This is a genomic window from Paraburkholderia sediminicola (assembly GCF_902859805.1).
Classification (GTDB): Bacteria; Pseudomonadota; Gammaproteobacteria; order Burkholderiales; family Burkholderiaceae; genus Paraburkholderia; species Paraburkholderia sediminicola.
In genome coordinates this window covers 1,798,689-1,823,243 of sequence record NZ_CADIKC010000001.1, presented here as the reverse complement: position 1 = coordinate 1,823,243, position 24,555 = coordinate 1,798,689, and the positions used below count along the sequence as shown (strand labels likewise).

At 60.9% G+C, this 24,555-nt stretch carries 24 protein-coding genes; 9 read left to right on the top strand and 15 right to left on the bottom strand.

Annotated elements, in window-relative coordinates; genetic code table 11:
- Positions 1 to 28 precede the first annotated feature (28 nt).
- Positions 29 to 982, top strand: a complete 954-nt coding sequence (locus R8871_RS08090) for a LysR family transcriptional regulator (RefSeq protein WP_175049829.1) — start codon at positions 29 to 31, stop codon at positions 980 to 982.
- Here R8871_RS08090 and R8871_RS08085 read toward each other — a convergent pair.
- From R8871_RS08085 to R8871_RS08045, 9 genes are all read right to left on the bottom strand, one after another.
- Positions 979 to 1,923, bottom strand: a complete 945-nt coding sequence (locus R8871_RS08085; protein ID WP_175049828.1) for a cupin domain-containing protein — start codon at positions 1,921 to 1,923, stop codon at positions 979 to 981. The two genes, R8871_RS08090 and R8871_RS08085, sit on opposite strands and share 4 nt — an antisense overlap.
- Positions 1,924 to 2,136: 213 nt before the next feature.
- The gene (locus tag R8871_RS08080; protein WP_175049827.1) at positions 2,137 to 3,222 is read right to left on the bottom strand and encodes a serine hydrolase domain-containing protein; all 1,086 of its coding nucleotides are present in this window, start codon (positions 3,220 to 3,222) and stop codon (positions 2,137 to 2,139) included.
- Positions 3,223 to 3,546: 324 nt separating this feature from the next.
- Positions 3,547 to 4,317 carry an ATP-binding cassette domain-containing protein gene (locus tag R8871_RS08075; protein ID WP_175049826.1) on the bottom strand — a complete coding sequence of 257 codons (771 nt, stop codon included), beginning with the start codon at positions 4,315 to 4,317 and terminating at the stop codon, positions 3,547 to 3,549.
- Positions 4,317 to 5,315, bottom strand: a complete 999-nt coding sequence (locus tag R8871_RS08070; RefSeq protein WP_175049825.1) for an ABC transporter permease — start codon at positions 5,313 to 5,315, stop codon at positions 4,317 to 4,319. Before R8871_RS08070 ends, R8871_RS08075 begins: the two co-directional genes overlap by 1 nt.
- A complete protein-coding gene (locus tag R8871_RS08065) occupies positions 5,312 to 6,400 on the bottom strand; it encodes a sugar ABC transporter substrate-binding protein (RefSeq protein WP_175049824.1) in 1,089 nt (362 codons plus the stop codon). The genes R8871_RS08070 and R8871_RS08065 overlap by 4 nt, the downstream gene beginning before the upstream one ends.
- Positions 6,401 to 6,847: 447 nt before the next feature.
- Positions 6,848 to 7,582 (bottom strand): FadR/GntR family transcriptional regulator, encoded by a 735-nt coding sequence (locus R8871_RS08060; RefSeq protein ID WP_175049823.1) that lies wholly within the window; start codon positions 7,580 to 7,582, stop codon positions 6,848 to 6,850.
- A gap of 169 nt (positions 7,583 to 7,751) precedes the next feature.
- The gene (locus R8871_RS08055) at positions 7,752 to 8,150 is read right to left on the bottom strand and encodes an RcnB family protein (RefSeq protein WP_175049822.1); all 399 of its coding nucleotides are present in this window, start codon (positions 8,148 to 8,150) and stop codon (positions 7,752 to 7,754) included.
- Between the two features lie 268 nt (positions 8,151 to 8,418).
- The gene (locus tag R8871_RS08050; RefSeq protein WP_175049821.1) at positions 8,419 to 9,789 is read right to left on the bottom strand and encodes an MFS transporter; all 1,371 of its coding nucleotides are present in this window, start codon (positions 9,787 to 9,789) and stop codon (positions 8,419 to 8,421) included.
- A 50-nt stretch (positions 9,790 to 9,839) separates the two neighbouring features.
- Positions 9,840 to 11,090, bottom strand: a complete 1,251-nt coding sequence (locus R8871_RS08045) for a metal-dependent hydrolase family protein (RefSeq protein WP_175049820.1) — start codon at positions 11,088 to 11,090, stop codon at positions 9,840 to 9,842.
- A gap of 416 nt (positions 11,091 to 11,506) precedes the next feature.
- Between R8871_RS08045 and R8871_RS08040 the strand changes: the two genes are divergently transcribed.
- Entirely contained in the window at positions 11,507 to 11,713 is a 207-nt protein-coding gene (locus R8871_RS08040) for a hypothetical protein (RefSeq protein ID WP_054034863.1), read from the top strand.
- 40 nt (positions 11,714 to 11,753) lie between these two features.
- Complete coding sequence (locus R8871_RS08035; RefSeq protein ID WP_175049819.1) at positions 11,754 to 11,912, top strand: hypothetical protein; 159 nt, start codon at positions 11,754 to 11,756, stop codon at positions 11,910 to 11,912.
- A gap of 53 nt (positions 11,913 to 11,965) precedes the next feature.
- Here the strand turns inward: R8871_RS08035 and R8871_RS08030 are convergent, their stop codons facing one another.
- Both R8871_RS08030 and R8871_RS08025 read right to left on the bottom strand, forming a co-directional pair.
- Positions 11,966 to 12,370 (bottom strand): VOC family protein, encoded by a 405-nt coding sequence (locus R8871_RS08030; protein ID WP_175049818.1) that lies wholly within the window; start codon positions 12,368 to 12,370, stop codon positions 11,966 to 11,968.
- 117 nt (positions 12,371 to 12,487) lie between these two features.
- Complete coding sequence (locus tag R8871_RS08025) at positions 12,488 to 13,135, bottom strand: TetR/AcrR family transcriptional regulator (RefSeq protein WP_246287443.1); 648 nt, start codon at positions 13,133 to 13,135, stop codon at positions 12,488 to 12,490.
- 392 nt (positions 13,136 to 13,527) lie between these two features.
- Between R8871_RS08025 and R8871_RS08020 the strand changes: the two genes are divergently transcribed.
- The 5 genes from R8871_RS08020 (at position 13,528) to R8871_RS08000 (ending at position 18,517) form a co-directional block, all read left to right on the top strand.
- Positions 13,528 to 14,865, top strand: a complete 1,338-nt coding sequence (locus R8871_RS08020; protein WP_175049817.1) for an MFS transporter — start codon at positions 13,528 to 13,530, stop codon at positions 14,863 to 14,865.
- 73 nt (positions 14,866 to 14,938) lie between these two features.
- Positions 14,939 to 16,156, top strand: coding sequence for an acyl-CoA dehydrogenase family protein (locus tag R8871_RS08015; protein WP_175049816.1), 1,218 nt, complete (start codon positions 14,939 to 14,941; stop codon positions 16,154 to 16,156).
- A 13-nt stretch (positions 16,157 to 16,169) separates the two neighbouring features.
- A complete protein-coding gene (gene hpaC, locus R8871_RS08010; protein WP_175049815.1) occupies positions 16,170 to 16,706 on the top strand; it encodes a 4-hydroxyphenylacetate 3-monooxygenase, reductase component in 537 nt (178 codons plus the stop codon).
- Positions 16,707 to 16,708: 2 nt separating this feature from the next.
- On the top strand, positions 16,709 to 17,425 hold the full coding sequence (locus R8871_RS08005) for an EthD family reductase (RefSeq protein WP_246287441.1): 717 nt from the start codon (positions 16,709 to 16,711) through the stop codon (positions 17,423 to 17,425).
- A 153-nt stretch (positions 17,426 to 17,578) separates the two neighbouring features.
- Entirely contained in the window at positions 17,579 to 18,517 is a 939-nt protein-coding gene (locus R8871_RS08000) for a LysR family transcriptional regulator (protein ID WP_175049814.1), read from the top strand.
- Positions 18,518 to 18,564: 47 nt separating this feature from the next.
- On the opposite strand, the gene R8871_RS07995 is transcribed toward R8871_RS08000, so the two are convergent.
- Complete coding sequence (locus tag R8871_RS07995) at positions 18,565 to 19,596, bottom strand: MDR family NADP-dependent oxidoreductase (RefSeq protein WP_175049813.1); 1,032 nt, start codon at positions 19,594 to 19,596, stop codon at positions 18,565 to 18,567.
- Between the two features lie 124 nt (positions 19,597 to 19,720).
- On the opposite strand from R8871_RS07995, the gene R8871_RS07990 reads away from it, so the two are divergent.
- Complete coding sequence (locus R8871_RS07990) at positions 19,721 to 20,311, top strand: TetR/AcrR family transcriptional regulator (protein ID WP_175049812.1); 591 nt, start codon at positions 19,721 to 19,723, stop codon at positions 20,309 to 20,311.
- Here R8871_RS07990 and R8871_RS07985 read toward each other — a convergent pair.
- The 3 genes from R8871_RS07985 to R8871_RS07975 all read right to left on the bottom strand — a co-directional run bounded on the left by R8871_RS07985 (position 20,308) and on the right by R8871_RS07975 (position 24,540).
- A complete protein-coding gene (locus tag R8871_RS07985; protein WP_246287439.1) occupies positions 20,308 to 22,782 on the bottom strand; it encodes a c-type cytochrome in 2,475 nt (824 codons plus the stop codon). The two genes, R8871_RS07990 and R8871_RS07985, sit on opposite strands and share 4 nt — an antisense overlap.
- Positions 22,766 to 23,281, bottom strand: a complete 516-nt coding sequence (locus R8871_RS07980; protein ID WP_175049811.1) for a (2Fe-2S)-binding protein — start codon at positions 23,279 to 23,281, stop codon at positions 22,766 to 22,768. The genes R8871_RS07985 and R8871_RS07980 overlap by 17 nt, the downstream gene beginning before the upstream one ends.
- 107 nt (positions 23,282 to 23,388) lie before the next feature.
- Complete coding sequence (locus R8871_RS07975; RefSeq protein WP_175049810.1) at positions 23,389 to 24,540, bottom strand: FAD-dependent monooxygenase; 1,152 nt, start codon at positions 24,538 to 24,540, stop codon at positions 23,389 to 23,391.
- Between the last annotated feature and the right edge of the window lie 15 nt (positions 24,541 to 24,555).

Genomic DNA, 24,555 nt, shown 5'->3' with positions numbered 1-24,555 from the left:
TCCGTTCTTTCACGCGGAAAATATAGCCATGGATTATTTTGCCGCGGTACGGGCCTTCATTAACGCAGCGGAGCTGCAGAGCTTCAGCAAGACAGCCCATGAAATGGCCGTCAAAACCTCGACCGTCTCGCGCTACGTCAGCGAGCTCGAAAAGGATCTGGGCATTGCCCTGTTCAACCGCTCGACACGAGGACTCGTCCTGACCGAAGGCGGCAGACTGTTTCGCGAACACGCCATGATTGCCCTGCAGGCGCTCGATGACGCACGCCAGGTTACGTCGTCACTGAATCTCACACCGCAAGGCGTGCTGCGCGTCACGATGCCCTCGGCATTCGGGCGCAGGCATATCGTGCCGCATCTGCCGGCATTCATGACGCGCTACCCCGACATTGGCCTCGATATCGTGTCGACCGATGAAACGCTCAACATGATCGAAGCCGGCATTGATGTGGCGATCCGCATCGGCGTGCTGCCCGACTCCTCGTTAATGGCCAGACGCATAGCGCCGCATCGCCGTATCGTCTGCGGCAGCCCGGCGTATTTCAAGCGCAGCGGGATACCGCGCGCTCCTGAAGATCTGGCCGCGCACGAGACGCTTCGTCTGTCCCTGCTGCCGGACGACAAATGGTCTTTCACCCGCGTCGCGGATGCACAGGCGTCATCGGAACAGGTGCTGGTGGAATTGCAAGGACGCTTGCGCGCAGACGACTCCGAAGCCGTATTGGAACTCGCTGTGGCCGGCTGCGGCCTGGCTCTTCTGCCGACGTGGCTCGCGTCTACAGCCCTGCGCGAAGGGCACCTGCAGCACGTGCTGCCTGAATGGGAGGCGCGCACGGGCCGAGCCGAACCCGCGGTCTGGGCGGTCTACCCGCCGAAGAAAATCGTCTCGTCGAAAGTGCGCGCGTTCGTGGACTTCTACGCCGGGATGTTTGGCGAGCCGCCGTACTGGGACGACGGACTCGCGTTGGCGCTTAAGCCTTAACGGGCGAAGCGGATGTCGAGCGTGCGCAGCCAGGTTTGCAGACCGGCATCCTGGATCGGAATGACATAAGCGTTTTCGTTCGTTTCATTGAAATGCGCATGCCAGTATCCCGGCGGCGTAACGAAAGCCATCCCGGCCTCCCAATCGACGCGTGTCGGATTCGCAATGTTGCCGCTCTCATCCAGTTCGGTACCCACCAGCGTATAGACGCCTGGACTACCCCCGGCGATGAAGTCGAGTGCAATCGACTGGTGACGATGCGGCTTCTGGATCGAGTGGGGCGGCACAATGCCGAACATGGCCCACAACACATGCGTGACCGTTCGCGTCTGCGGGAAGTTGGCGTTGCCCATCAGCACGCTGATGCGGTTGCGGCGACCTGCATTGGCCTCTTCCGAAACCTTGCGTAATTCCGCCTGCGCCTGGGCGGCCGGATAGAGCGTCGGCGCAAAACGCGCGCGGACGCCGGTCGTGCCGAGATACGTGAGCAGCGGGGCGTCGTTGACGTAATAGAGCGTGGCCGTCGCGTCGGCGGATAGCACAGCGGCATCGCCGCCTGGCAGGGTGAAGAAATCGCCCTGTGCGAACGGGAAGCTCGTTTCGGCCTGCGTCACGCTGCCGGTACCGCTAATGACGTAGCAGACCTGCGAGGTCGCGTTCGGGACAAGCGTCAATGCGTCGCCTGCGTTGATGCGCAGGAAATTGGCGCTCAAGCCGGGACCGGTCGCGGGGCCTGGGCAACCCAACTCCGCGGAGAGGTCGAGCGGCACGACTCGCGTTGCGCCATCCGCGTACAGCGAAGGCGGGAAATTGCGGAAAGGCACGCGCGAGATGAGCTTCGCGCCGATCGGATTGGCGGACGACGTGTACTCGAAGTATTGCGCGTCCATCGTAGCAGTAGCGGGTTCGGCGAGAAGCGCCGGGGACGTCCTGGTCAACATGGTCTGCTCCTTTGGGTTAGGCGGATTTCGCTCGCATCCCCTCATGAAGTTGGGGTTAGCGTCCGAAAGCTGACCTGACTATAGGTGCGAGCCGCTGGCCTCAGAAGTGCCGGAAATCGAAATCACTTTTGCGCAAAGGGGCACACCGCGCGTACGCTTCAGCGGGAATCGCCGGGTGTGCAGGATGGGGGCGGTACGGTCGTTACCTCTCGCCTAAACCGGGTCGGCCCTGGGGTCGCTAACGTGGGCAGCCGTATAAATCAACCACATGAGATGGCCCATTTGCCGTTCGGTGACCTTCCGCCCATCGGTCTGATGGACGACGACAATGTCGTTCACGGGATCGACCACTACGAACTGGCCACCGTGGCCATCGGCCCAGAAACCACCGGGTGGTAAATCCATCACCGCAGCGCGTCGATCGGCCAAGCCTGTCCACCAGAGATAGCCATATCCGGAATGAAGGTGAGTTTCCGACCAGGCCCTGGTGCTTTCCGTAACCCAGCTTGCGGGAACAATAGCCTCGTTTTTCCATTGGCCGGACCGAAGGTATAGCAAGCCGAAACGAGCCAGGTCGCGCGCACTCAGATGGAACAGATAGGCCGGATACATGGACTCCGGTCCACGGACGTAATGCCCATCCTGCGGACGATAATCCTGCATCCCGATCGGACTCGCAATGCGCTGCTGAAAGCTCTCGAAAATCGATGCCCCGACCGCACGTTCATAAATCGCACCGAGGACATTGAAATCCCAGTTGTTGTAATACCAGAACGTGCCGGGAGGGTGACTCCCGCGAGCCGGCCGAAGTCGCTTCTCGCCAACTGTTTCGTAAAGCGCGGGATGATATACGCCGGAACGCGCCTGGAGTAACTGCCGAACTGTTGCCTCTTTCTCGGCATCGGTCAGACCGGGAGGCGTATCGTCGATATTCAGGCTTGCCAGGCTTGCGTCGAGATCGATTTTCTTCTCTGCCACGGCGATGCCGATTAGCGCACTGAGAAGGCTTTTACGTACTGAATTGACCTGCAGCTTGCGAGCAATGTCACCCAGGCTGTCGAGCATGCGGCCGCGATGCACGATGACGAGCGTCGCCGTACCGATCGATTGGGCATAGGCATGAGCCTGCGTGAGCGCATCGGCCGACCATCCTGCCTGCTCGGGCGCGATACGGTCCCACTCTGCCCCCGGCCAATCCATCGCATCAGATGACTGGCCCGCGGAAGAGATTGAACTCCCCGCCAGCAGGTCAGCTATGGCAAGTGCGAGGAAGGCCCTGCGAGTCACTTTCAAACTCATCTCCTGTAGCCAACGTAAAGTGTTGCCGTCCGAACGAAGAGCGTTTCAGGATTAACGCTACAGGCCCTTTGGAATCACGTGTCGGTGCGACCTAGAGTGTTATCAAACATCATTTCGTACAGTCCACTTTTAAACGGCGGACTGCCGATATTCCGTTGGAAGGGGATCAGCACAATCTTGCTGAATATTACGAAGCGGGACACGCTTGGGTAAGAGCCTTCGTGCACGCGGAGTGATTCAATGCCGCACACCAGAAAGGGGCGACAGTTGCCGGTGACTATCAAGTGGAGGCGAAAACACCGACCTGAAACGTACCGCGCGGTGTCAATTAACCGCTGCCCGCATTGCCCGATATTCGCGTCGCACGATATCCATCAGCTCCTCGACGGACGTGCTGGCTGCTTCTCGCTGGTAGGTGACACGTCCGCGCTGCATCAGCATCACGCGGTCCGCGATGTCGAGCGTCTGAGCGTAGTTGTGCATGATCATGATGATGGACAGGCCACCTTTATTCTTGAGTCGAAGGATCAGGTCGATGATCAGTCCAGCCTCTCGAGCGCCCATCGCGGCGAGCGGCTCGTCAAGCAGCAATATCCTGGCATTCGAATTGACCGCGCGCGCAACTGCGATAGCCTGCCGCTGGCCGCCGGAAAGCTGCTCGACCGGCAGGTCGACCGAAGGCACGTGCACACCGATCTCTTCAAGACACTCCGCGGCACGCTCGCGCATCGCGCGATTGTTCAAGAGGCGAAACGGGCCTCGACGTATGATTTCCCGATTCAAAAACATGTTGTGATAGATGCTCAGCGAATTGGCGAGCGCCAGATCCTGGTAGACGCATTCAATGCCGAGTGAGCGGGCGTGATCGACCGAGCGAAGCATGGTCTCCTCGCCACCTACAAAAAGTTTGCCGCTGGTCTGCTGATGAAACCCGGTCAAAATCTTGATCAACGTCGATTTGCCTGCGCCATTGTCGCCAAGCACACCAAGGATCTCGCCTTGTCTTAGCGTCAATGACACGCCGTCGAGCGCGGTGACCGCGCCGAAACGTTTGACAATATCTTCGCCGCGCAACGCTTCCAGCACCTCGGACATCACAAGTCCCCTTTACGCGCGAGACGAACCACGTGGATGTTGAAGATCATGGCCCCGAGGATTGCCGCGCCGAGAATCATGTTGAAGGTGAAGGCGTTGATGCCGATCAGCGTGAAGCCGTCGTTGAGAATGCCAAGCACCGCCGCACCGATCAGCCCACCGATGATCGTGCCCGAGCCACCGGCGAGCGGCGTGCCGCCAATTACGGCTGCCGCAACGGCAAGAAACATGATTTGATTACCGCCCGCTTGCGGATCGATCGAGGTAATACGAAAACCTTCCAGAATTCCGGTCAAACCGGCCAGTAGCGCGGCAAGAATAAAGTTGCCGAGCTTCAGCCGCCTGACCTGTATCCCTGCTTCGCTCGCGCCCAGCGGATTCGCTCCCGACGCGATCGTATGCAAACCCCAGCGCGTATGACGAAGCAGCACGTGCATGATCGCGGCAATGGCCAGCGTCCAGATGATCTCGCTGTATCCCCATCCCCCCATGACCGCGGCAAATACGGAATCCTCAGGTGGCGAAACCGGCGTGCCCCGCGAGATCGTCAGCGTGAGACCGTTCACGAAGAACAACGTACCGAGCGTCGTCACAAAGGATGGGATGCGCAAGTAGACCGTCACCGCCCCGTTAATGAGCCCGACGAGTCCCGCCGCAATAACGCCGGTGAGCATCGCAAGCCATGCCGGCAGTCCTGCCTCGAGAGAAAAATGCATGATGAAAGGCGCAAACGCGAAAACCATCCCGGCGGAAAGATCGATCTCTCCCCCGATCATCAGCATGATTTCACCAAAGGCAATGATCGCCACCGGGGCGATGAACTGCGAGAGATTCTGCAGACTCGCGCCGGTCAGCAGGAAGTCATGGTTGACCGTCTCGAAGTAGATACAAAGAATGAGGGCGACAGCAAGGATGCGAATCTCACTGGAACGCCCGAGCGCGCTTGACCAGCGCCTCGGGCGTTTAGCGGACGGTTGATCCGGCACGGCAGAGGTCACCCTTTGATCGCGCCTGTGCGTGGCACGATCTGGGCTTTCGTGCTTTTGCCTTCATAGCGCGTCGAAGTGTTCAGGTAAGGATCGACCGTGCCCTTGGTGACGAATTTCAGACCCGTGTTGATGTTGGCCGGCCCAACGAGGCCACCGGATGAAAGAAAGATGAAGGCCTCCAGCACCGTATAAAAACCCTGTACATAGGGTTGCTGGTCGATCGTGAAGTCCAGGAAACCTTCGTGGATCAGATCGACTGTGCGCGGCAACAGATCAAAGCCGCCGCCGTGCACACCTTTGGCGGGCAGGTTGGATTCTTTCATCACCTCGGCAACGCCCTGGGTGCTGCCTGCATCCACGGCAAACATGCCTTTGAGATCCTGGTGGCCGAGAAAGAAGGACTTGATCTTCGATAGTTCTTCGTTGACGGTCGCACCGGTTGCAATGGTCTGCACGTCGATCTTCTTGCCCGATTTCTTGATTGCAGCCGCAGCACCGTCAAGCCGGGGCTGAATGTTGAGCTGACCAGGCGTGGCGATAAAGAGCGCGACGAGGCCGCTGTCGATGAGGCTGACGATCCGCTCGCCCATCTGGTAGCCAGACAGATAAAGATCCTGGCCGATATAGGCCAGGCGCGGGTTCGTCGAACCCGAGGGCGCATCGGCGTTATAGGCGAACACGGGAATACCGGCGTCGAGCGCAGCCTGGATGGGCTTGTCGAACGCCTTGGGATCGACGATCGGTACGGCGATTGCATCAGCTTTCCCGGCAATCGCCGCGTTGACCGCATTCACCATTTCGCCGATGTCGGCATTGGCCGAGCCGGTCCATTGATAGTCCATGCCGAGCAACGCGGTCGCGTCCTGAATGCCGTATTGCGTGGGAACGAAGAACGGATTCGTTGTGACGTGGTTGACGAATACGATCTTCCACCGTTTGTGCGCCGGGAACGATCCGGCTTCGGCCGCCTGCGCCGGCGTGATCATTCCACCCATTAGCGCCAACGCGGCGGACAGCCCCGCGCCCTGCAGCAATCCGCGACGCATGCCTTGCACTTCGTCCTTTTGGTCCTTGCCTTCCTTCGCTTGCGCCATCTCAGTCTCCCGTCTCTCAGTTGTTGAACACTTCAATGTCCATGACGGCGCAAGCAGGAAAAGCCCCGGCAAGAACAGCACCGGAGCCGGGAATCATTCCTTTCATGAAACCCACGTGCACGCGCGTACGCATGACTACCTACCAGAAAATGCTATATCACGCCCATTTGCCTACTAATCGATGTATACCCTTAACTAGTCCGACTAATTAATCTTTTGCGGTGCAGCGCGGTTGCACCGTATTCGCGTTCCGCCGTGCAGCGCAACACGCTGACAGGACAGGCCTCGTTCGTCGGCGGCAGGTCGTGCGCTGTCGAAATGATCTGCACAATGGGCCACTTTAATAGTATTACTATCCAGTTAGCCTCTGGAAGGAAAGAGACAGGAAGAACGAAGCACGCGCGCTATGCTTTCCCCAATGGTTCGGCTCAGCCGATCCGTTCGTTTTCAGGGTTGTGTCTGAAACTGGCCACCGGTTTCCAGAACGCGCTCGGCGTCCGCGCGCGCATTGTCGAGCTGGACCAGACTTGCATGCCGCGCGCCCAACGGGTCACGACTCTGGATCGCAGTGAGAATCGCCTTGTGCCGCGGCAACGAAAGCGCATGTGTGTCGGGATGACGACTCGTCAGCTTGATCGATTCCGTCAAGGCAAGCGACAGCATATTGCCGATATAGGCCAGCAGGTCGTTGTGCGTGGCTGCCATGATGGCGCGGTGAAACTCGAGGTCAGGATCCAGTAGCGCGCTTGCGGTTTGCGCACGCTCCATCTGATCGTAAGCCGATGCAATGCGCGCAAGATCGTCGCTTGTTGCAGCCGTGGCGGCGAGTGCCGCCGCCGCGGGTTCGATAACGCGGCGCACGGTCAGGAGCGAGCTGAAGAACTCGCCTTCAGGAACACTGTTGATCGTCCAGAACAGGACATCGGGGTCGAGCATGTGCCACTCCGCGCGAGGCTTCACAACACTGCCTACACGCGTTTTCGACACGACCAGCCCTTTCGCCACGAGCACACGGGTGGCCTCGCGCAGCACGGGGCGGCTGACGCCATAGCGCTCGCACAGGTCGGCCTCGGCAGGCAACCGCTGGCCCGGCTGCAGCTTGCCGCCGACGATATCCATGCCGAGCTCCTGCACGATGCGGCCGTGCAGGCTCTTACGCTGCTGCAGATGACGATAGTCCATGGTCAACGATCGCGGTCGTGTCCGGCTCAGTTTTGCACGCCGACCGGTGCGGCGTTCTGGATGGCACTTACCTCGTCGTCGACACGGATAGAGCTGGGCAGCGTGGAGATACTTGCCGGTCCAAGCATAGCACGCGGCATTTAGCGCTATTCGACTCCAGCTCGATTGGCTAGTGCCCGGCTAGCAGGACATTGGCAATGACACCGGTCGCGATGGCGGCGAGTACATAGTCCCCGTTCACGCCCACCCATTGATAGCCGCGCGGCGGCGCTTGCAGGCCGTGCTCGTGCCAGTTGTCGACAACGTAATTGCGGTCGCGGTACTCAGTCGGAAGCCGCTCACCCCTGTGCCAGTCGTTGTGAGGAACGGGACCGCCCGGCCCTCCTAAAGAAGCATCGCGTGGCGCGGGCCCGCGGCCATGTCCATGCTGGTCCCCGTGCCCCGGATTCTGTCTGTCGTGAGAAGGCTGGCCGTGGCCGTGATTGTCGTCATGCTGCTGCGCAAAGACGGCAGTGGACGTGCCGAGTAACGAAATGATCAAAAGTGGTGCGACGATGGTCAACTTCATGGCTTTGCCTCTGAGAGAATGACGCGATAACAGTGTGGCGCTCAGCGCTGTATCTGCCGCGAAACGCCTGCTGCGTGTTGATTACATAGCTACGCGACGTAGTTCGCTGATCAACGCTCACAACGTCTGCGCTGGCAGATAATGTCATAAGAATGCCTGTTCGCCAAAACCGCGCGCCATGGCTTCACGGATTCGAGTCGCGACACAGTGGCGTCATCGGAGCGTGTCCTGACGCCGCTAGCCCGGTTAAGCCCGCAGCTTACTTTTCTTACTGTTCGATCTGCCCTGCTGCAATGTCCTCGAGCGATCTTCCGCGCGTCGGCACGCCCATGAGTAGCACGGCCATTGCACCTATAAGCAGCACAAGCGTTGTCGCGCCGAACACTCCGCCAAAGCCCAGCTTCGGATAGACGTATCCGACGAGAATAGGTGCAGCAATCGCGCCCAGCCGGCCAACTGACGAAGCGAGGCCGGTGCCCGTTGCGCGCACGTCAGTGGGAAATACCTCGGGCGTATAGGCGTAAACGCCCGCATAGGTGCCGTTCATGAAGAACGACAACAGGATTCCCGACACCATGATGCCGGCATCCGTACCCGTCAATGCAAGCCCAAGCGCCGATACGCCGCCCAAAATCATGTATGACGCGATCGTCGCCTGCCGGCCGATCTTTTCGTTGAGCCACGCGCCTGAAAAGTATCCCGGGATCTGCGCCAGGTAAATCACAAGCGAATACGAAAAGCTCCGCGTGATCGTCATTCCGTTCTGAACCAGCAAGCCGGGAATCCACGTGAAAAAAGCGTAGTAGCTGAACGTGATGGATAGCCACATCAGCCACGTCATGGCTGTGATGCGCGCGAGCTTCGTTGCCCACAATGCCTTGACGTTCGCGACGATCGAGGCTCGTCCGGCCGCGAGCGGAACGGTTCCGTCACGTACTGGAGACAGCGGCTCCAATTGCACGCCCGCTTGAGTGACCTCCGCTTCCATTCTCGACACGATCGCATCGGCTTCCGCGTGCCGGTCACGCGCCTCGAGCCAGCGTGGCGACTCGGGCAACGCGCGGCGCCACCACAGCAGCATCAGAATGGGCAGCGCGGTGATGACCATCACGGCGCGCCATGCATTGGCCGCGAGCGGAATCACCAGATAGCCGAGCAATGCAGCCGCCACGAAGCCGAAGGAGAAAAACCCGGCGAGGCTGCCCGTGAAACTCCCGCGATACCGCCGCGCCACGAACTCCGACAGAAACGGCGCGACGATGGCGCTTTCCGCGCCCGTCCCCAAGCCGGCGACAATCCGCGTCGCGAGAAAAAATCCCCAGTCGTTCGCCAGTGCACTGGCAAGCGACGCGACACAGTAGATCACGAGCGCATACATCATGACCTTGCGCCGGCCGATGATATCGCCCAGCATGCCCGCCAGCATCGCGCCGACGAAATAGCCGATGAACGTGCCGCTTCCCAGTACGCCCGTCTGTACGCTCGTCAGCCCCCATTGCGTGCGCAACACGGGCAGCAGGAAAGCGAGCACGGCGGCGTCCATCGCATCGAAGGTGTAGCCGAGGCCGCCCATCAAAAGCAGACGGCGGTGAAAAGCTGAAAACGGCAGGCGCTCGATGCGGGCGGAAATCATCGTCATGAACACGCTCCGATAGGGACTGTGGGGCACCGCGGACGAGCGTACTACGATCAATATCTTTCGAGTTCGTTGACGAAGAGCCTGCCATCCTTCATCACGAGTGGAATATGCTCGCCCTGACCCAACAGGCAATCGACGGACTTCAGAGGATTGCCGTCAACCACCAGCACATCGGCATGGGCACCCGGCATGATTCTGCCGAGCTTGTCCTGCATGCCCAGCACTTCCGCGCCAACGAGGGTCGCGCTTGCGATCACCTCGGCCGGCGACAGAACCTCGGCCAGGATCCGGAATTCATCGCTTTGCAGACGCTGTGCCTCGCCAAGCAAGTCCGTTCCAAAACCCATCTTGACCCCGGCGCGCTTCATGATTTCGATCGAGTGCATACCCGCGCCGTGCACGTCCGCGACCTTGGCAATACTTTCCGGCGGCAAGCCATATTTCTCGCCTTCACTTGCAAGGGCGTCGTAAGTAACAAGGGTTGGCACAACATACGCGCCATGCTCCGCGACGAGACGGGCGGTCTCGTCGTCAATCAGATTGCCGTGCTCGATCGTGCGCACACCACAACGCACCGCGCGCGCGATCGCCGCAGCCGTATAGGCATGCGCGAGCACGTAGGTGCCGCGCCCCTGGGCTTCCGCGACGATCGCGCGGATCTCGTCTTCGGAGTAACCGAATGCGCCCACCGGATCGGTGGGTGAAGCAACGCCGCCCGATGCCATGATCTTGATCTGGTCGGCGCCCATCTGCAGTTCCTCGCGCACGGCCCGGCGCACTTCATCGACGCCGTCTGCCACGCGGCCAAGCGCACCCACACGCACGCAGCATCCGCAAGGCGAATCGGGCGGCATGTAGTCGGAGCGGGCGCGCGGATCGGCGTGACCGCCTGTCTGACTCAACGCACGGCCGGATACGAAAAGGCGCGGACCTTCGATCAGGCCCGACTCGACCGCCTGCTTGAATGGATACCCGGCCCCCCCTGCGTCACGCACGGTGGTGAAGCCGCGACGCAGCATTGCACGCATGATCGGCACGGCGCGCAGCGTCACCAGCACGTTGGGTAGCGTTGCAACGCGCGGCAGGTTGAATTCGATCGCGACGACGTGCACATGCAGATCGATCAGCCCCGGCATGATCGTTTTGCCTTTGACGTCAATCACGCGCGCGCTGCTGCTTTTTATCGGTTTGTCCGAAACCTCGCGGACGAAACCGTCCTCGATGAGGACTTCGAAGCCTTCCAGCAGGTCAGGATGGGTAGGGTCGAGCAGTGCGCCGTTACGTAGGAGGAAGGTGGTCAACGGTTGTCTCCTTCAGGTTTCGATCGCAGCGCCCGGTATCCGGAATTCACCTCGAGTATGCAGGCGGGTATGCGAAAGCATATGGAAGCGCTGCCAGAATATTCACCAGAATCAGTGTGACACGCATCACGTCTGTGCGCTAACGAACACGTTGTGCGGAGCGGCACGCGATTGCCGCTCAACGAGTCATGCTGCACCGCGACGACTTCACGAAGGTGCCGTAAAAATAGCGAAAAAGTTTTTCCCAAATATTGATCTATTGGACAACTCAGCATTAAGATGAGTGCCATGGCGCGCGACATGTCACCCGTACGCAACGTGACAGCCTGCAGCAGCCATCCCCGAACCGATCCTGCTCGCGTAGCGAGGCCAACGGATCAGGTTCCCAGCAAAGCAGGAATGGCCAGGAGACGGAGATGCTCAGTCCGCATGAATTCGCGACCCTCATGCTGCTCAAGGATGCACCGGATTGGCTGAGTCTGGACGGTGCAGATCTCGAAGCGCTTCTGGACCGTCAGCTCGTCACGCTGGAGAACCTCCCTTCCGGGCAACAACGCCCTCTCATTACGCACGACGGACAGATGTTTCTGAAGGCTGCCGCTCGTATCCTGAACGACGAATGACACGTATCGCTTGATCTGTTTCACAGTCAAGGAGTGTTCCGTGGCCGAATCGTGGACAGGAATCGTCGTGGGGCTGTGTGCGTTGAGCGCCGCCGCGCTGCTGGTCGCCGTTCACTATTGGCGCGAAATGACGCGACGGCGCAAACTCAGCCGGATGGACCATCGCGATTGGTGGGAAGTGATGCGCGACAGGCGCTGATGGCAAGCGCAAGTCGCTAACAAAAAATGTCTGCAGTCGCGTTGCCCAGGATGTCAGAGATCGAAAGTACCTCGGTACTTCTCGTCGGCATCCGAACGGGTATTGATTTCGACGAGAACACCGCCCGGTGCTTCACAGAAAAATCGCGAGCCACGTTCATGCTTGAACACGCCGGTTTTCATCACGACGTCTGCTGCAAGCATCTCGTCATAGAGCGTGCGAACATCGTCGAGGGTCGACAGTTCAAAGCCGATGTGAAAATTATGCGGCCACGCGACTGGATGATCTGCGGCGTCATCGATCACGATATCGAATCCCGGACGTTTCAGAAGCCAGCTCGCGCCGCGCCCGGCGACGGTACAGCCTAGATGAGCCTCGAAGAAAGTGGCGGTGGCGCTCACATCGGACGAGGGGAAGCTCACGTGATTGAGCTTCATGGTGGTGGTGATATGGGTCATGTCGATCTCCGTTGAGTTGGATCGCTCGTTGCGTTCCGTACGGAGAATGTTACGAGTAAAAGCTCGCGTTCAATACTCGCGTCGCCGCGTTCGCATCGACAGCCGCTCAGCCCCGTCCTATGGGCGTTTCAGCCCTCGCGCCCCTGCCTTGCGTACAGCCTGCTCGCGTTTGCTCGCGGGTTGCGGCGTGTCTTCGGCAGGCGAATCGTCATTGCGTCCCTCACTCGACATCATCGTTAGATAACCGAACACGGCGGCCGTCACACGGCGGGTGAGTCCAGTCGTGTCTGACTCCTCGCGCTCGCCGGCGGCGTCGACGAGTCCACGGACGATCGCCATCAGATCGCTCGCAGCGACAGCTACGTCGTCTTGCGGTGGCAAACCGTCACGCATGAGGATCTCCAACAGCACGCTGCGCACCGATCCGGTGCTGGCCAGCGCCACGCGCAGTTGCGGCCTGCTCTCCTCCACGTCAAGCAGCCGTGCAAGCGTAGGTCTCGCGAACTGCTGCCGCACTGAGACGCCGATCAGATGCGTGAGCGCGATCGGTCCGCCCGGTTGATCGAGGGCAATCAGCGCGTCGCGATAGAAGCGTTCACTTTCACGCTGCATCAGCGCGATCGTCAACGCATCCTTGCTGGGGAAGTACTGATACAGCGAACCAATGCTGACGCCCGCGCGTTCCGCAACCGCGTTCGTATTGAACCCTTCGAGCCCCTTCGTTTCAAGCACCTGTGCAGCGGCTTCGAGCAAGGTGGCAACCATGCGTTCGGAGCGTGGTTGGCTAGGCGCCCTGCGCGGTTTGAGCGGCGATGGAGTCGGCTGTCGAGGCATACGGCAATCACGTAGTTGGGTGGCAACGAATGGCTCGCTCGGGGCGGCGTCCGGTTCGATGTGGAAGCAAGCTTGCCACAAAGTCATCACGTTGGTCGACGTCGACGCAGGCAACAAGATGTGGCGTGCCGCGCTCCGGATGACTTCGTTCATCGGCATGAATCGTCATGCACGCCATTCATATCGTTCATTTTTGTCCTGAATTTGACCGGCTCCTGCCTCGGCCATATTGTGCGGACATGCCTGCCCCGTTCGCATCGTCGTACCTGCCGATCTGTGTTGTCGAGAGGCGGGATCTCCAACACTGTGATCTGCGAAATGCCATGAATCCTGACGCAACAGCCACGCTTGCTCCCCTATCCGATCTGCGTCCGACCAGCAAGGTTCGCCGCGCGGTGACGACTGCAGTGCTCGGCCAGATTCTCGAGTGGTACGACTTTTTTCTGTATGGGACCGCCGCCGCGCTGGTGTTCGGCCACCTGTTCTTCCCCATTGGCACCGACCCGCTGACTGGGACGATTGCGGCGTTCGGCGGCTTTACGGTCGGCTTTATCGCCCGTCCGATTGGCGGCGTGCTCTGCGGCCACATCGGGGACCGATACGGCCGCAAGACGGTCATGATGCTCACGCTGTTGATGATGGGCGCCGCGACTGTCTGCATGGGTCTCTTGCCGACCTATCAGCAAATCGGCATCGCGGCCCCCGTCTTGCTGGTCCTGCTGCGCATCGTGCAGGGTCTTGCTGCAGGTGGGGAATGGAGCGGCAGTATTCTGCTCATCCATGAAAACGCGCCCGCGTCGAAACGCGGTGCGCTCTCTGCATGGAGTCCCTGCGGCGCGGCATTCGGCTTCGTTCTCTCCACCGTTGCGTTCCTGCTCGTCCAGACGCTGTCGTCTTCCGACTTTCTGAGTTGGGGCTGGCGCGTGCCGTTCCTGTGCAGCGCCGTGTTAGTCGCACTTGGACTTTGGATGCGCCGCTCCGTGGACGAGAGTGCCGAGTTCGCCGAGGTCAAGGCCGCGCGCCGCGGCAGCCGCATGCCGATTATCGAAGTGCTTCGCCAATGTCCACGTCAGGTGCTGACTGTTTTCGGCCTGCGCTTTGGCGAAGGCGCCGCGTCGTACATCTTCTTCGCCTTCTCGATTGCCTACGGCCGGTTTGTCGGCCTCCCATCGAGCTGGATTCTGGGTGGATTGACGGTGTCGATGCTGTTGATGATCCCCGTTTCGCTCGTGATGGGTCACGTGACGGACAAAATCGGCCGCAAGCCGGTTTATCTCGCCGGCGCGATTGCAATGGTGCTGGTCGCCTACCCTTACTTCGTGTTGCTCGGCTCGGGCGTGCTGTGGAAAGTCATCCTCGCGCTCGTGCTCGCCAACAGCATCACACTGGGCATCCTCGAAGGCGCTCAGCCCGCTTTCATCAGCGAATTGTTGCCCGTCCATCTACGTTTCTCGGGTCTCGGCATTGGCCGCGAGATGTCGTCGGTGCTCGGCGGCGGCCTGTCGCCGATGATCGCGACCGCACTGCTCGCTCACTACCGCAGCGCCACGCCAGTCGTCATTTATCTAGTTGTTCTCGGACTGATCACCGTGCTGGCGACCTGTCTTGCGCCCGAAACTTTCCCGAAGGCTCTGAGACTTCAGGCGAAAGAAAGCGCCTAACGCCGTCAAGCGGCAGCGCCACGGCGCTGCCGTACCAGACGGATCGACTATTCAATTCCGACACCCTGCCATCATGCAAAGCCTTCAAAGTGCCAGCCTTTCGACGCACGTCTATGAACCTCTCGTCGTCGATCAAGCCGACCCGTATCCGGAGTACGCGGGTCCCCTTTCGCTCGATGTTCTGATCGAGGAAATAGAGCGTCGAAGAGACGAGTTCGATCAGTTGTCGCATGTTCCGCGTGACATGATCGCGAAGATGAAACGCGCGGGTATTTTTCGCGCAAGTACGCCGCGCCGTTTCGGTGGAGACGCGCTGCCGCCGCCGCAGTTTCTGCGCATGCTTGAGCGTATCGCGATCGCTGACGGGTCGACCGCCTGGGTCGCCGCGTTCGGGTCGGCGAATACCTATCTTGCGTCGCTCCCAATCGAAACGCAGCAGCACATCTATGCAAAAGGCCCGGATCAGGTTTTTTCCGGCGGACTCTATCCGTTGCAGCCGGCCGCCAAAGTGCCGGGCGGCTTCATGGTCAGCGGACAATGGCGATTCGCAAGCGGCTGCAAGGGCGCGGACTGGATTGGCGTAGGGATCGGCGGCACGCCCGCCAATTCGGGTGACACGGGTGCAGGGAAACCGTTCACCGCCGTATTCCCAGCGCAGGAAGTCGAGATCGTCGAGAACTGGAACGTGGTCGGCATGCAGGGCACCGGCAGCCACGATCTGCGGCTTCGCGAGAAATTCGTCGACGCACAATGGACATTCGTTCGCGGCGGCCAGGCGTTGATCGACGAACCGCTCTACCGCTATCCCGCCGTTGCGTACCAGGCGCAAGTGCACGCCGCCGTCAACGTCGGCCTCGCGCGTGCCGCGCTCGATCTGCTGACCGGCATGTCCGGATCGACTAAAACCACCACCGGCGCCCCGCGTCTTGCAGACCGCGGCTATTACCGCTCCGGTCTCGCGAAAGCAGAGGCCAACTGGCGCAGTGCACGCGCGTTCTTCTACGAGTCCGCCGAGTCGGCGTGGCAGACAATCATCACCGGCGATCCTGTGACACAGGATCAAGCCAATCTGATGCGCCTCAGTGCGACTCATGCCGCGCAAGTGTGCGCTGAGGTCGTGATGCAGGCGTATCAATTGGCGGGCATCGCGGCGATCTATCGCGAGAATCGGCTGCAGCGATTGGTGCGCGACTCGATTGTTGTGACACAGCACGCGTTCCTTGGCGAAGGCACCTACGACGCATCAGGCGCGCTGTTTGCCGGCATCGCGCCGGTAACGCCGTATCCGTGATGAGAGAACAATCATGACGATCGACGACACCAAGCGGCGTTTCCGCGATGCAATGGCGTGCCTGCCCGCGGCCGTGAACATCATCACCACGGATGGCCCGAGCGGACGGTGCGGGATTACCGCAAGCGCGGTCTGCTCCGTGACGGACGCGCCGCCGACAATGCTGGTTTGTATCAACCAGGCCAGTTACGTCCACGATGTTCTGCATCACAACCGGAACGTGTGCATCAATGTGCTGGCTGCGGAATGTCAGGACGTCGCACGTGATTTCGCGGGCATGACAGCCTGTTCGATGGACGAGCGGTTCGCACGTCATGCATGGACGATCGGGCATCAGTCGGCCCCGGTCCTCTCGCATGCGATAGCAAGCCTCGAAGGCGAGATTGTCGACCTCAAGAGTGTCGGCTCGCATTCGGTCATGTTTGTAGAAATCGGGCGTATCTCGACCAGATCGGAGGGCGACGGATTGATCTACTTTGGCCGGCAGTTCCACCGCCTCGTGCGGCCGGAAACAACGGCGCAGTCCGTCGTAGCCAGCGCTGCGAGGTGAACGTGGAAGTCTGTCTGTTTCTTGTCGGCTACCGCAATGGCATGCATCCGGAGCCGCGCGACGTCGATATATCGCTGACTCAGGCGGTGTCCCGGAACGTTGAAGGACTGCGGCGCTTCGTGATCCATCGCTCTGTCGAGTCGGCGAATGGCGATCCTCAGTCAAACGAACATGCTTTGAAGCCACGCTGGGTACTGCAATGGTATTTCGACGATCTGGGTCCTGCTGAAGCGGCGCTTCAACGCGGCGGTGGCGCACACACGATCATGGAGCAAACGATAGACGCCACCCAGGACCGCCTTGCATTCGCACAGCAACTCATGGCGGTGAGAAAATTTGCTACGCCGAATGCCTCCGGCGTTGGCGATCCGTCTGAGAAATGCACGTATCTCGTCGGCTATGAAGGAGAAGCCCACAATTTCAATGCGTGGTTGACGCACTATCTGAAGCATCATCCCCCGCTCATGGCACAGTTGCCCGGCATTCGTGAATTGGAAATCTATACGCGGGTCGACTATCGAACCGGTCTGGATATTCCGCAAGCAACCGCCATGCAGCGGAACAAAGTTGTCTTCGACGATCCCACGGCGCTGGCTGCGGCGTTGGCCTCGCCGGTACGTGCGCAGATGAAGCAGGATTTCGACGCGTTCCCGCCGTACAGCGGACCGGCCTCGCATTTCCCTATGCACAGCATTTACGGTAACCTGCAGCGGACGTAAAGCCGGACGCGGATAGCCCTAAGCAGTGGGCGGCTGTCAGGTCCCGCTCTGCGAACCGGATACTGTCGCACCGAAAGTTGCGCGTCCGTTTTAACAGCCAGGGTCTGACGCAGCGCGATCGCCAGACTCCTTCACTGCCGCGATCCGAACGTCATGACAAAGTCGAACTCCGGCATTACGGATTTGAATCTGCTGCGCGTGTTTCTGGCCATCTCGGATCTACGCAGCCTGACCGCCGCGGGCGAACGCCTCGGACTCACGCAACCTGCGGTGAGCCACGCGCTCCGCCGGCTGCGTGGATTATTCGACGATCCGCTCTTCGTGCGTACACCCAGCGGCATGGTGCCCACGGATGCGGCATTGCGTTTGCACGCACCGCTCACACAGGCGTTCGAGATTATCAACGGCGCCGTGCAGCAGCTCGCGAAATTCGACCCCGCTACGACGACGCGCGTATTCCGCGTGTCGATGTCGGATATGTCGGAGTACTTTTTCCTGCCGCCGCTGCTCTCGATGCTCGACCGAACTGCACGCGGCATCCGGATCGAGATCGCCAATGTCTCCGTCGACTCTGTGAGTGCCGCGATGCGCAGCGGCGAAATCGATCTCGCGCTCGGCTATGTTCCAGGTCTGGATTCAGGGTGTGTGAGCAGGACGCTATTCTTCGACGAACACGTTTGCGTTGTGCGGGCGGGTCACCCTCTGCGCAAGCTGAAACCAACCAAGGAAGACCTCGCGGGCTTGCGCTATGTCTACGCAAGCACAAACGCAACCGGACACCGGATGGTCGAGCAATGGCTGGAGGAATTGAACCTGCGGCGGGATATCGTGCTGCGTCTGCCTCATTTTGTCGTTGCGCCCGAGATCGTTCAGAACACCGATCTCGCCGTCATTTTCCCCAGAAGCATCGCGCAGCGCTTTAACCGCAACAAGTCCTTCCGCATCATCCCGTTGCCTTTCTCGCTGCCACCCATTGAAATTCAGGTCCATTGCCACGCCCAGTTCTCGGCGGATCCAGGAATCGCCTGGCTGGTCGACGCTATTTACGCCATGTTTCATCAGGCTGATCCGCCGGAAGGCACAATGACCTGACGGACGTCTGCCGGCGTAATTTTGCTGACAATCCGGCGGACGTTCGCTTATAGCCTCACGACTACCGTCCCAAAGCATTCCCCGTTGATCACGCGCGCCAAGGCCTGCGGCGCGCATTCGAGTCCAGTAATGATTTCGCGTGGAAAGCGAATGCTGCCTGCGTCCAGCCAATCGGCAAACCGGCTGATCCACTCTGCGTGCATGTGCGGATCATCGTCGGCGCTGTAGCCGCGCAACGTAATCTTCTTCAGAAGAAGCTGCATGGAATCCAGTTCGACCGGTGCGATTCGGCCGGGGCCCTCAGCCACCAATTGCCCCGACAGTGCGCCGAGAATCACAACACGCGCACCAACGCGTGCGTTGGCGATGGCCGCTTGCAACTGCTCGCCTCCGACATTATCGATAATGACGTCGATGCCTTGAGGGGCGGCTGCCGCGAGTTGCTCAACGATCGGTGCAGCCCCGCGGAACACCGCCGCGTCATACCCTAACTCGGACACAAGGCGGGCTGCCTTTTCTTTGGAACTGGTGCTGCCGATAACTCGCTTCGCACCGAGCAAGCGCGCAATCTGTCCGGCCATCGAACCGATCGCGCCCGCAGCACTGGAAACGAATACCGTATCGCCAGGCCGGATCTGCACACCACGCGTGAGCGCCGCATAAGCCGTCCATCCATGCCCAAGATAGCCGACCGGGTCAGGCAATCCAGGCTCGACAGGCCGGCATTGTGCGATGGGCACCGTCGCGTATTCGCGCCAACCCTGGAAATGCAGAACCAGGTCGCCGGGAGAAAAACCACTGTTTGCAGGCGCTGAGACGATTTCGCCCAGCGCTTCCCCTGCGAGTGCGTCGCCCTCACGTAGCGCGGGAAACGGCACACCTTCCACGTCTTCGGCCCCTTTGCTGATCATCATGCGCAACGAGGCCGATACGAGGAAATAACAGTTGCGGACAAGCACCTCGTCGTCTGCGGGAATCGGCAACGGAATCGAAACGATTTCGAAGTTTTCGGCACCGGGCAGGCCATCAGGTCTGACTTTCAATCGAATTTCGCGGCAGGTGTCAGGTATAGCAGTCATCAGGATGTCCTCGTAAGGCGGGCAAGCACACTGTTGTCAAGCTCGCCGATTAATGTGAGCATGGGGCTCATATTCCCTTGAGGGCGGTGATTTGGCTACTCGCATTCCCACGCACGCTGCAACGATGCGCAAAGCCCCACGGCAAGCGCGTTCGCGCGCCACGGTCGAGGCTATTCTCACGGCGGGTGCTCAGGTTTTGGGGCGCTGGGGCTGGGCTCGATTCACGACCAACGAGGTCGCCGAAGTCGCCGGTGTGAGCATTGGCTCGTTGTATCAGTACTTTCCGAACAAGAACGTGTTGGTGGTGGCAATCACCACGCGTCACTTCGACGAGGTTCTTGCAGTACTACGCGCGATCGACGATGACACGATGCCAATTGCGTGGCGCATCGAGCAACTGGTCCACGGCATGATCGGAGTCCATAACATCAATCCCGCACTGCATCGCGTGCTGCTTGAGGAGGCGCCCTACATTGAAGGCCTGAAGCCCGCTCACGACAAGTTCGAAACGGAGTATCTCCGGCGCTACACCGCGATGGTCGCGGCGGCGGGGAACCGGCGCGGCCGGGAATCAGTCGCAGTGGCCGCGCAAGTCCTTTCCTCTGCCGTTTCGGGCGTCATTCATGATGCCGCGCACAGAGGCACGTTGGGAACGCCAGTCCTTAAGCGGGAGCTGGTGGAGATGACTACCGCGTATTTGCTCGGACGGCGCTAGTGTCCCGCGCGCAATCTTGCCGACGCTGACTCGAGATCGCGCCAGGCCGGCTGCCCCGGCGCGTAACGCGCGCGGATATACGACGCGAGCTCGGCCATCTGCCTGTCGTCGAATACATCACCGAATCCGGGCATGTAGCCCAGCGATTCCGTTGCGGGCTGATCGATTCCGTGTTGCAACACGTGCAGAAGATTGTCCGGTGAGGCCTGGGCAACGCTCGTGTTCAGCCCCATCAACGGGCGCACGCCGAAATGGCCGACGCCGCCCGATTCCGCATGACAAACAGCGCACGATGCTTCGAAAATGCGGCGGCCGTTTTCGAAACCAAGTGTCGTCGTCGAGCCCGCGTCTGTAGCATTCGCACGCACGGCCGCAGCACGGGCAGACACCTCCGCGTCAACGGGTGGCGACAACGACGCGACGTAGTGAGCCATCGCACGTACGTCGGATTCCGGCAGCGTAGCGAGCCCGGCAACGACCGGCGCCATCGGCCCCGCCGCTACACCGTGTTCCGCAGAAAAGCCGGTGCGCAAATAGTCGAACAGCGCAGCCTCGGACCACGGCACCGGCGACGCACGCGAGGCCACCAGTGACGGCGCGTCCCAGCCTTCCGCGCTCCCGCCCGACAGATACGCAAAACCGCCCTTCTCCGCGCCGATCGCATTGCGCGGTGTATGACACGCGCCGCAATGCCCCGCGCCGTCGACCAGATACTTGCCGCGATTCCACTGCGCCGAGCGCGTCTCGTCAGGGACGAACGGACGTGTGTCATGAAACAGCCAGTTCCATCCGGCCACCAGCCGTCTTTGATTGAGCGGGAACGGCAAGCTCGTTTTCGGTGGTGCGTTTTTGACCGGCGCTTGCGACATCAGATACGCGTAGAGCGCCATCATGTCGGACTCGCTCATCCGGGCGAACGCGGTGTACGGAAACGCCGGATAAAGATGCGAGCCGTCGCGCGACACACCTTCACGCATCGCCCGCGCAAACGCTTCATATGACCAGGCGCCGATGCCGGTCTGCACATCGGGCGTGAGATTGGTCGAGTAGACGGTGCCGAACGGCGTGTCGAGCGCGAAGCCGCCGGCATTGGTCTTGCCGCCCGGCGCGGTGTGGCAGACCGCGCAATCGCCCGCGGCGGCGATCTGACGCCCGCGTTCGAGCGTGGCCGGCGACCACAGCGACGTGTCGATGGTGGCAATCGGTGCGATTGGCGCCGGCCCCGGCAGGACCGAGCAGGCGAGGCCGATCAAACCGCCCATCACGCCACCAATACCGCCCCCGGCCAACCAGCGCCGCCAACGCGACGGACGACGCATTTGCGCAGGCGCCTCAGCCAACGTAGCGGGAGGTGCTTCAGCCAACGCGCGGCGGATGCGCTCCGCGTCGAACGGGGGTGCACGAAAACGCACGCCGGTGGCGTCGAACAAGGCGTTCGCAATCGCGGCCGCGGCGGGCGCGGCAGCACGCTCCATCGTGTCGGCCTCCGCGCGCGTCAAGGTCCGCGCCGTCCCGGCAGTCGACTCGTTCAGCACGCTTCCCGGCACGCTCAGTTCATGCGACACCGCGGCATCGCCGTTCGCCGAGCCGGTTTCATCGTGGGATGAACGGGCAAGAAAGCGCACGCCGGTGGAGCGCTCGATCGCATCGGCCACCTGCCATGATGGCAAGCCCGAGACGTGCTCGGCACCCGGATCGCCCGAACCGCGGCCCGCAACCACGCGCCTGATCGCGACATCGCCAGTCTCACGATTCACGTCGACGTCCACGACCCATGCTGTCCAGCTATCGGCACCCGGATTCGACGTTCCCGTCGTGACGCGCACAGGCAAGCTGCCCTTCTCATCCGACGATAGCGGCGCGCTGTGTTCAAGCGCTTCGCCGTCGAACGCGAAGCCGCGTCCGCGCACCCAGGGCGAAGCCGGATCAACCCGAGCCGCAAGCGCCCCGCCCCACGCGGCACGCTCAGTTACCATGCGGATCGTTTCGCGCGCGCCGCCGTCACGCTGCGCGTCGAGGTGCTGCAGGCGCAACGCGACAGGGTCGCGTTGCAGCGCATGGGCGAGTTCGTCGATGAACGATTCGCGAGCAAATGCATGCGCGTGAACAGGAATTGTCCGGGCCGCCGACGCTTCGACGGCCACGGACGTCTGAGCGTGCCGGTACACCAGCAAAGGCGCACCAGGCTCGACGTGGTCATCGCACGCTGGAACCTCGTTGTGCTCCAGCCGCACACGGTATTGCCACGTTGTCATCGTGCCGTCGCGCTCGTGGCCGGTCTCAACCATCAGGTCCGCATAGGCCATAGCGGCTGCGTCGCCCGTTTGCGTTCGTACGGGCCATTGATACCGTTCCGATCGGTACATCCCAGCGCCGGATTTTTCGCCGTTATCGACCGATTGCGTACGCATGGGCTCAAGCCCATGTTCATCATCACGCACCGCCACGATGTCGTCACCGTGTTGATTCATGCGCACCTTCATGCCGCAGATACTGCGCTGCGCGATGCACCGCGTTGACGATCTCGAAGTGCGTGCCGCATCGGCACAGATTGAAGCGCAGCGCGTCGCGGATCGCGTCGTCGTCAGGCTCCGGGTTGCGCTCGAGCAGTGCCTTCGCGCTCATGATCATTCCGTTCAGGCAGTAACCGCACTGCGCCGCCTGTTCGTCGATGAAGGCACGCTGCACTGGGTGCAGCGCATCGGCCGTCCCTAGTCCTTCAAGCGTCGTGACTTCGCGCCCGATCGCAATGCTCGCGGGTACGACGCACGAACGCGTGGGCTGGTCGTCGACGATCACCGTGCACGCGCCACACTGCCCAAGGCCGCACCCGTACTTCGGCCCGTTCAGTTCGAAGTCGTTGCGCAGGATATACAGCAACGGCGTATCCGGCGCGGCGCCCTGAACGGTGCGACGAACGCCGTTGACGCTGAATATCAGCGGACCGGCGGGCGGACTCGAATGCGCCATATCTGGGCCTGTTCACACATGAAAAGGGATGACCTTACAGCGGAAGCACGCGGCGTGCTATGACGCAGGCGCCACGCGCTTCCGTATCGCGTGCTTGCCACTCACACTCAGGCCGAAGCGACCTCGGCGGCCGGCGACACGAGCGGTACGTTGAACACGTCGTAGCCAAAGACCCACGACGGGTCTTCATTCGTGCGCAGCCAGGTGTTGTTGTGCGAGACCAGTTGCACCTTGGAGGCGCGCGTCGCACGGTTCGCTTCGTACAGCGCGAACGCCACGGCGTAATCAGATGCGCCCACTTCGTCGAGGCAGCGCGTCAACATGGCTGCGTCTTCGATCGCCATCGCCGCGCCCTGCGCCATGTGCGGCTTCATCGGATGACATGCGTCGCCGAGCAGCACCAGACGGCCACGGCTCCACAACGGCAGCGGATCGCGTTCGAGCAAAGGCCATTTTGTAATGGAGGGCGACACGTCGATCAGATTCTGCACATCCGCATGAAAACCCGCGAACGCCTCGCGCATTTCTTCGCGACTGCTTTCCATCATCGACACCCCCGCGGGCCACTCGGCCTGCGGCACGCCCGTGACGTAGTAGTACTCGTCTCGCGCCTCGGTCACGTAGTAGACCATCATGTGACGGTCTTCCGACCACCACTTCACGCACATGTCATAAGGCTTGTGACCGAGCAGCGACGCCGGGAAAACCGCGCGATGCGCAACATAGCCCGTATAGCGCGGCGGCTCCGAGCCCAGCAGGTGATCGCGAATCTTCGAGTTGACGCCGTCCGCGCCGATCACGATGTCGGCCGTCTCGACCGAACCGTCCGCGAAAGTCATGCGCACGTCGCTACCGGTATCTTCGACAGACTTCAGGCATTTGCCGAAGACGATCGTGCCGGGCGCAACCGCCTCGGTCATCAGCGCATGAAAGTCGCCACGATGGACCGTCAGATAGCTCGCGCCATAGGCCTTGAGCGCGTGATCGCCGAGCGGAATCTGCGAGATCGCTTCGGCCGTTTTCCAGTCACGGCTGTACCAGAAGTCGGGATGCGAGCCCATCAGGTTCAAAGCGTCTTCGCAGCCGATGCGACGCATGATCTTCATCACATTCGGCCCCAGGTGAATACCCGCACCCAGACGTGAAAACGCCTGAGCCTGCTCGTAGAGCCTGACGTCATAGCCGCTGCGTTGCAACAACGCGGCAGCCGCCGTGCCGCCGAGGCCTGCGCCGATAACGGCGATACGGGTTTTTCTCATGATGTTCTCCTGTTC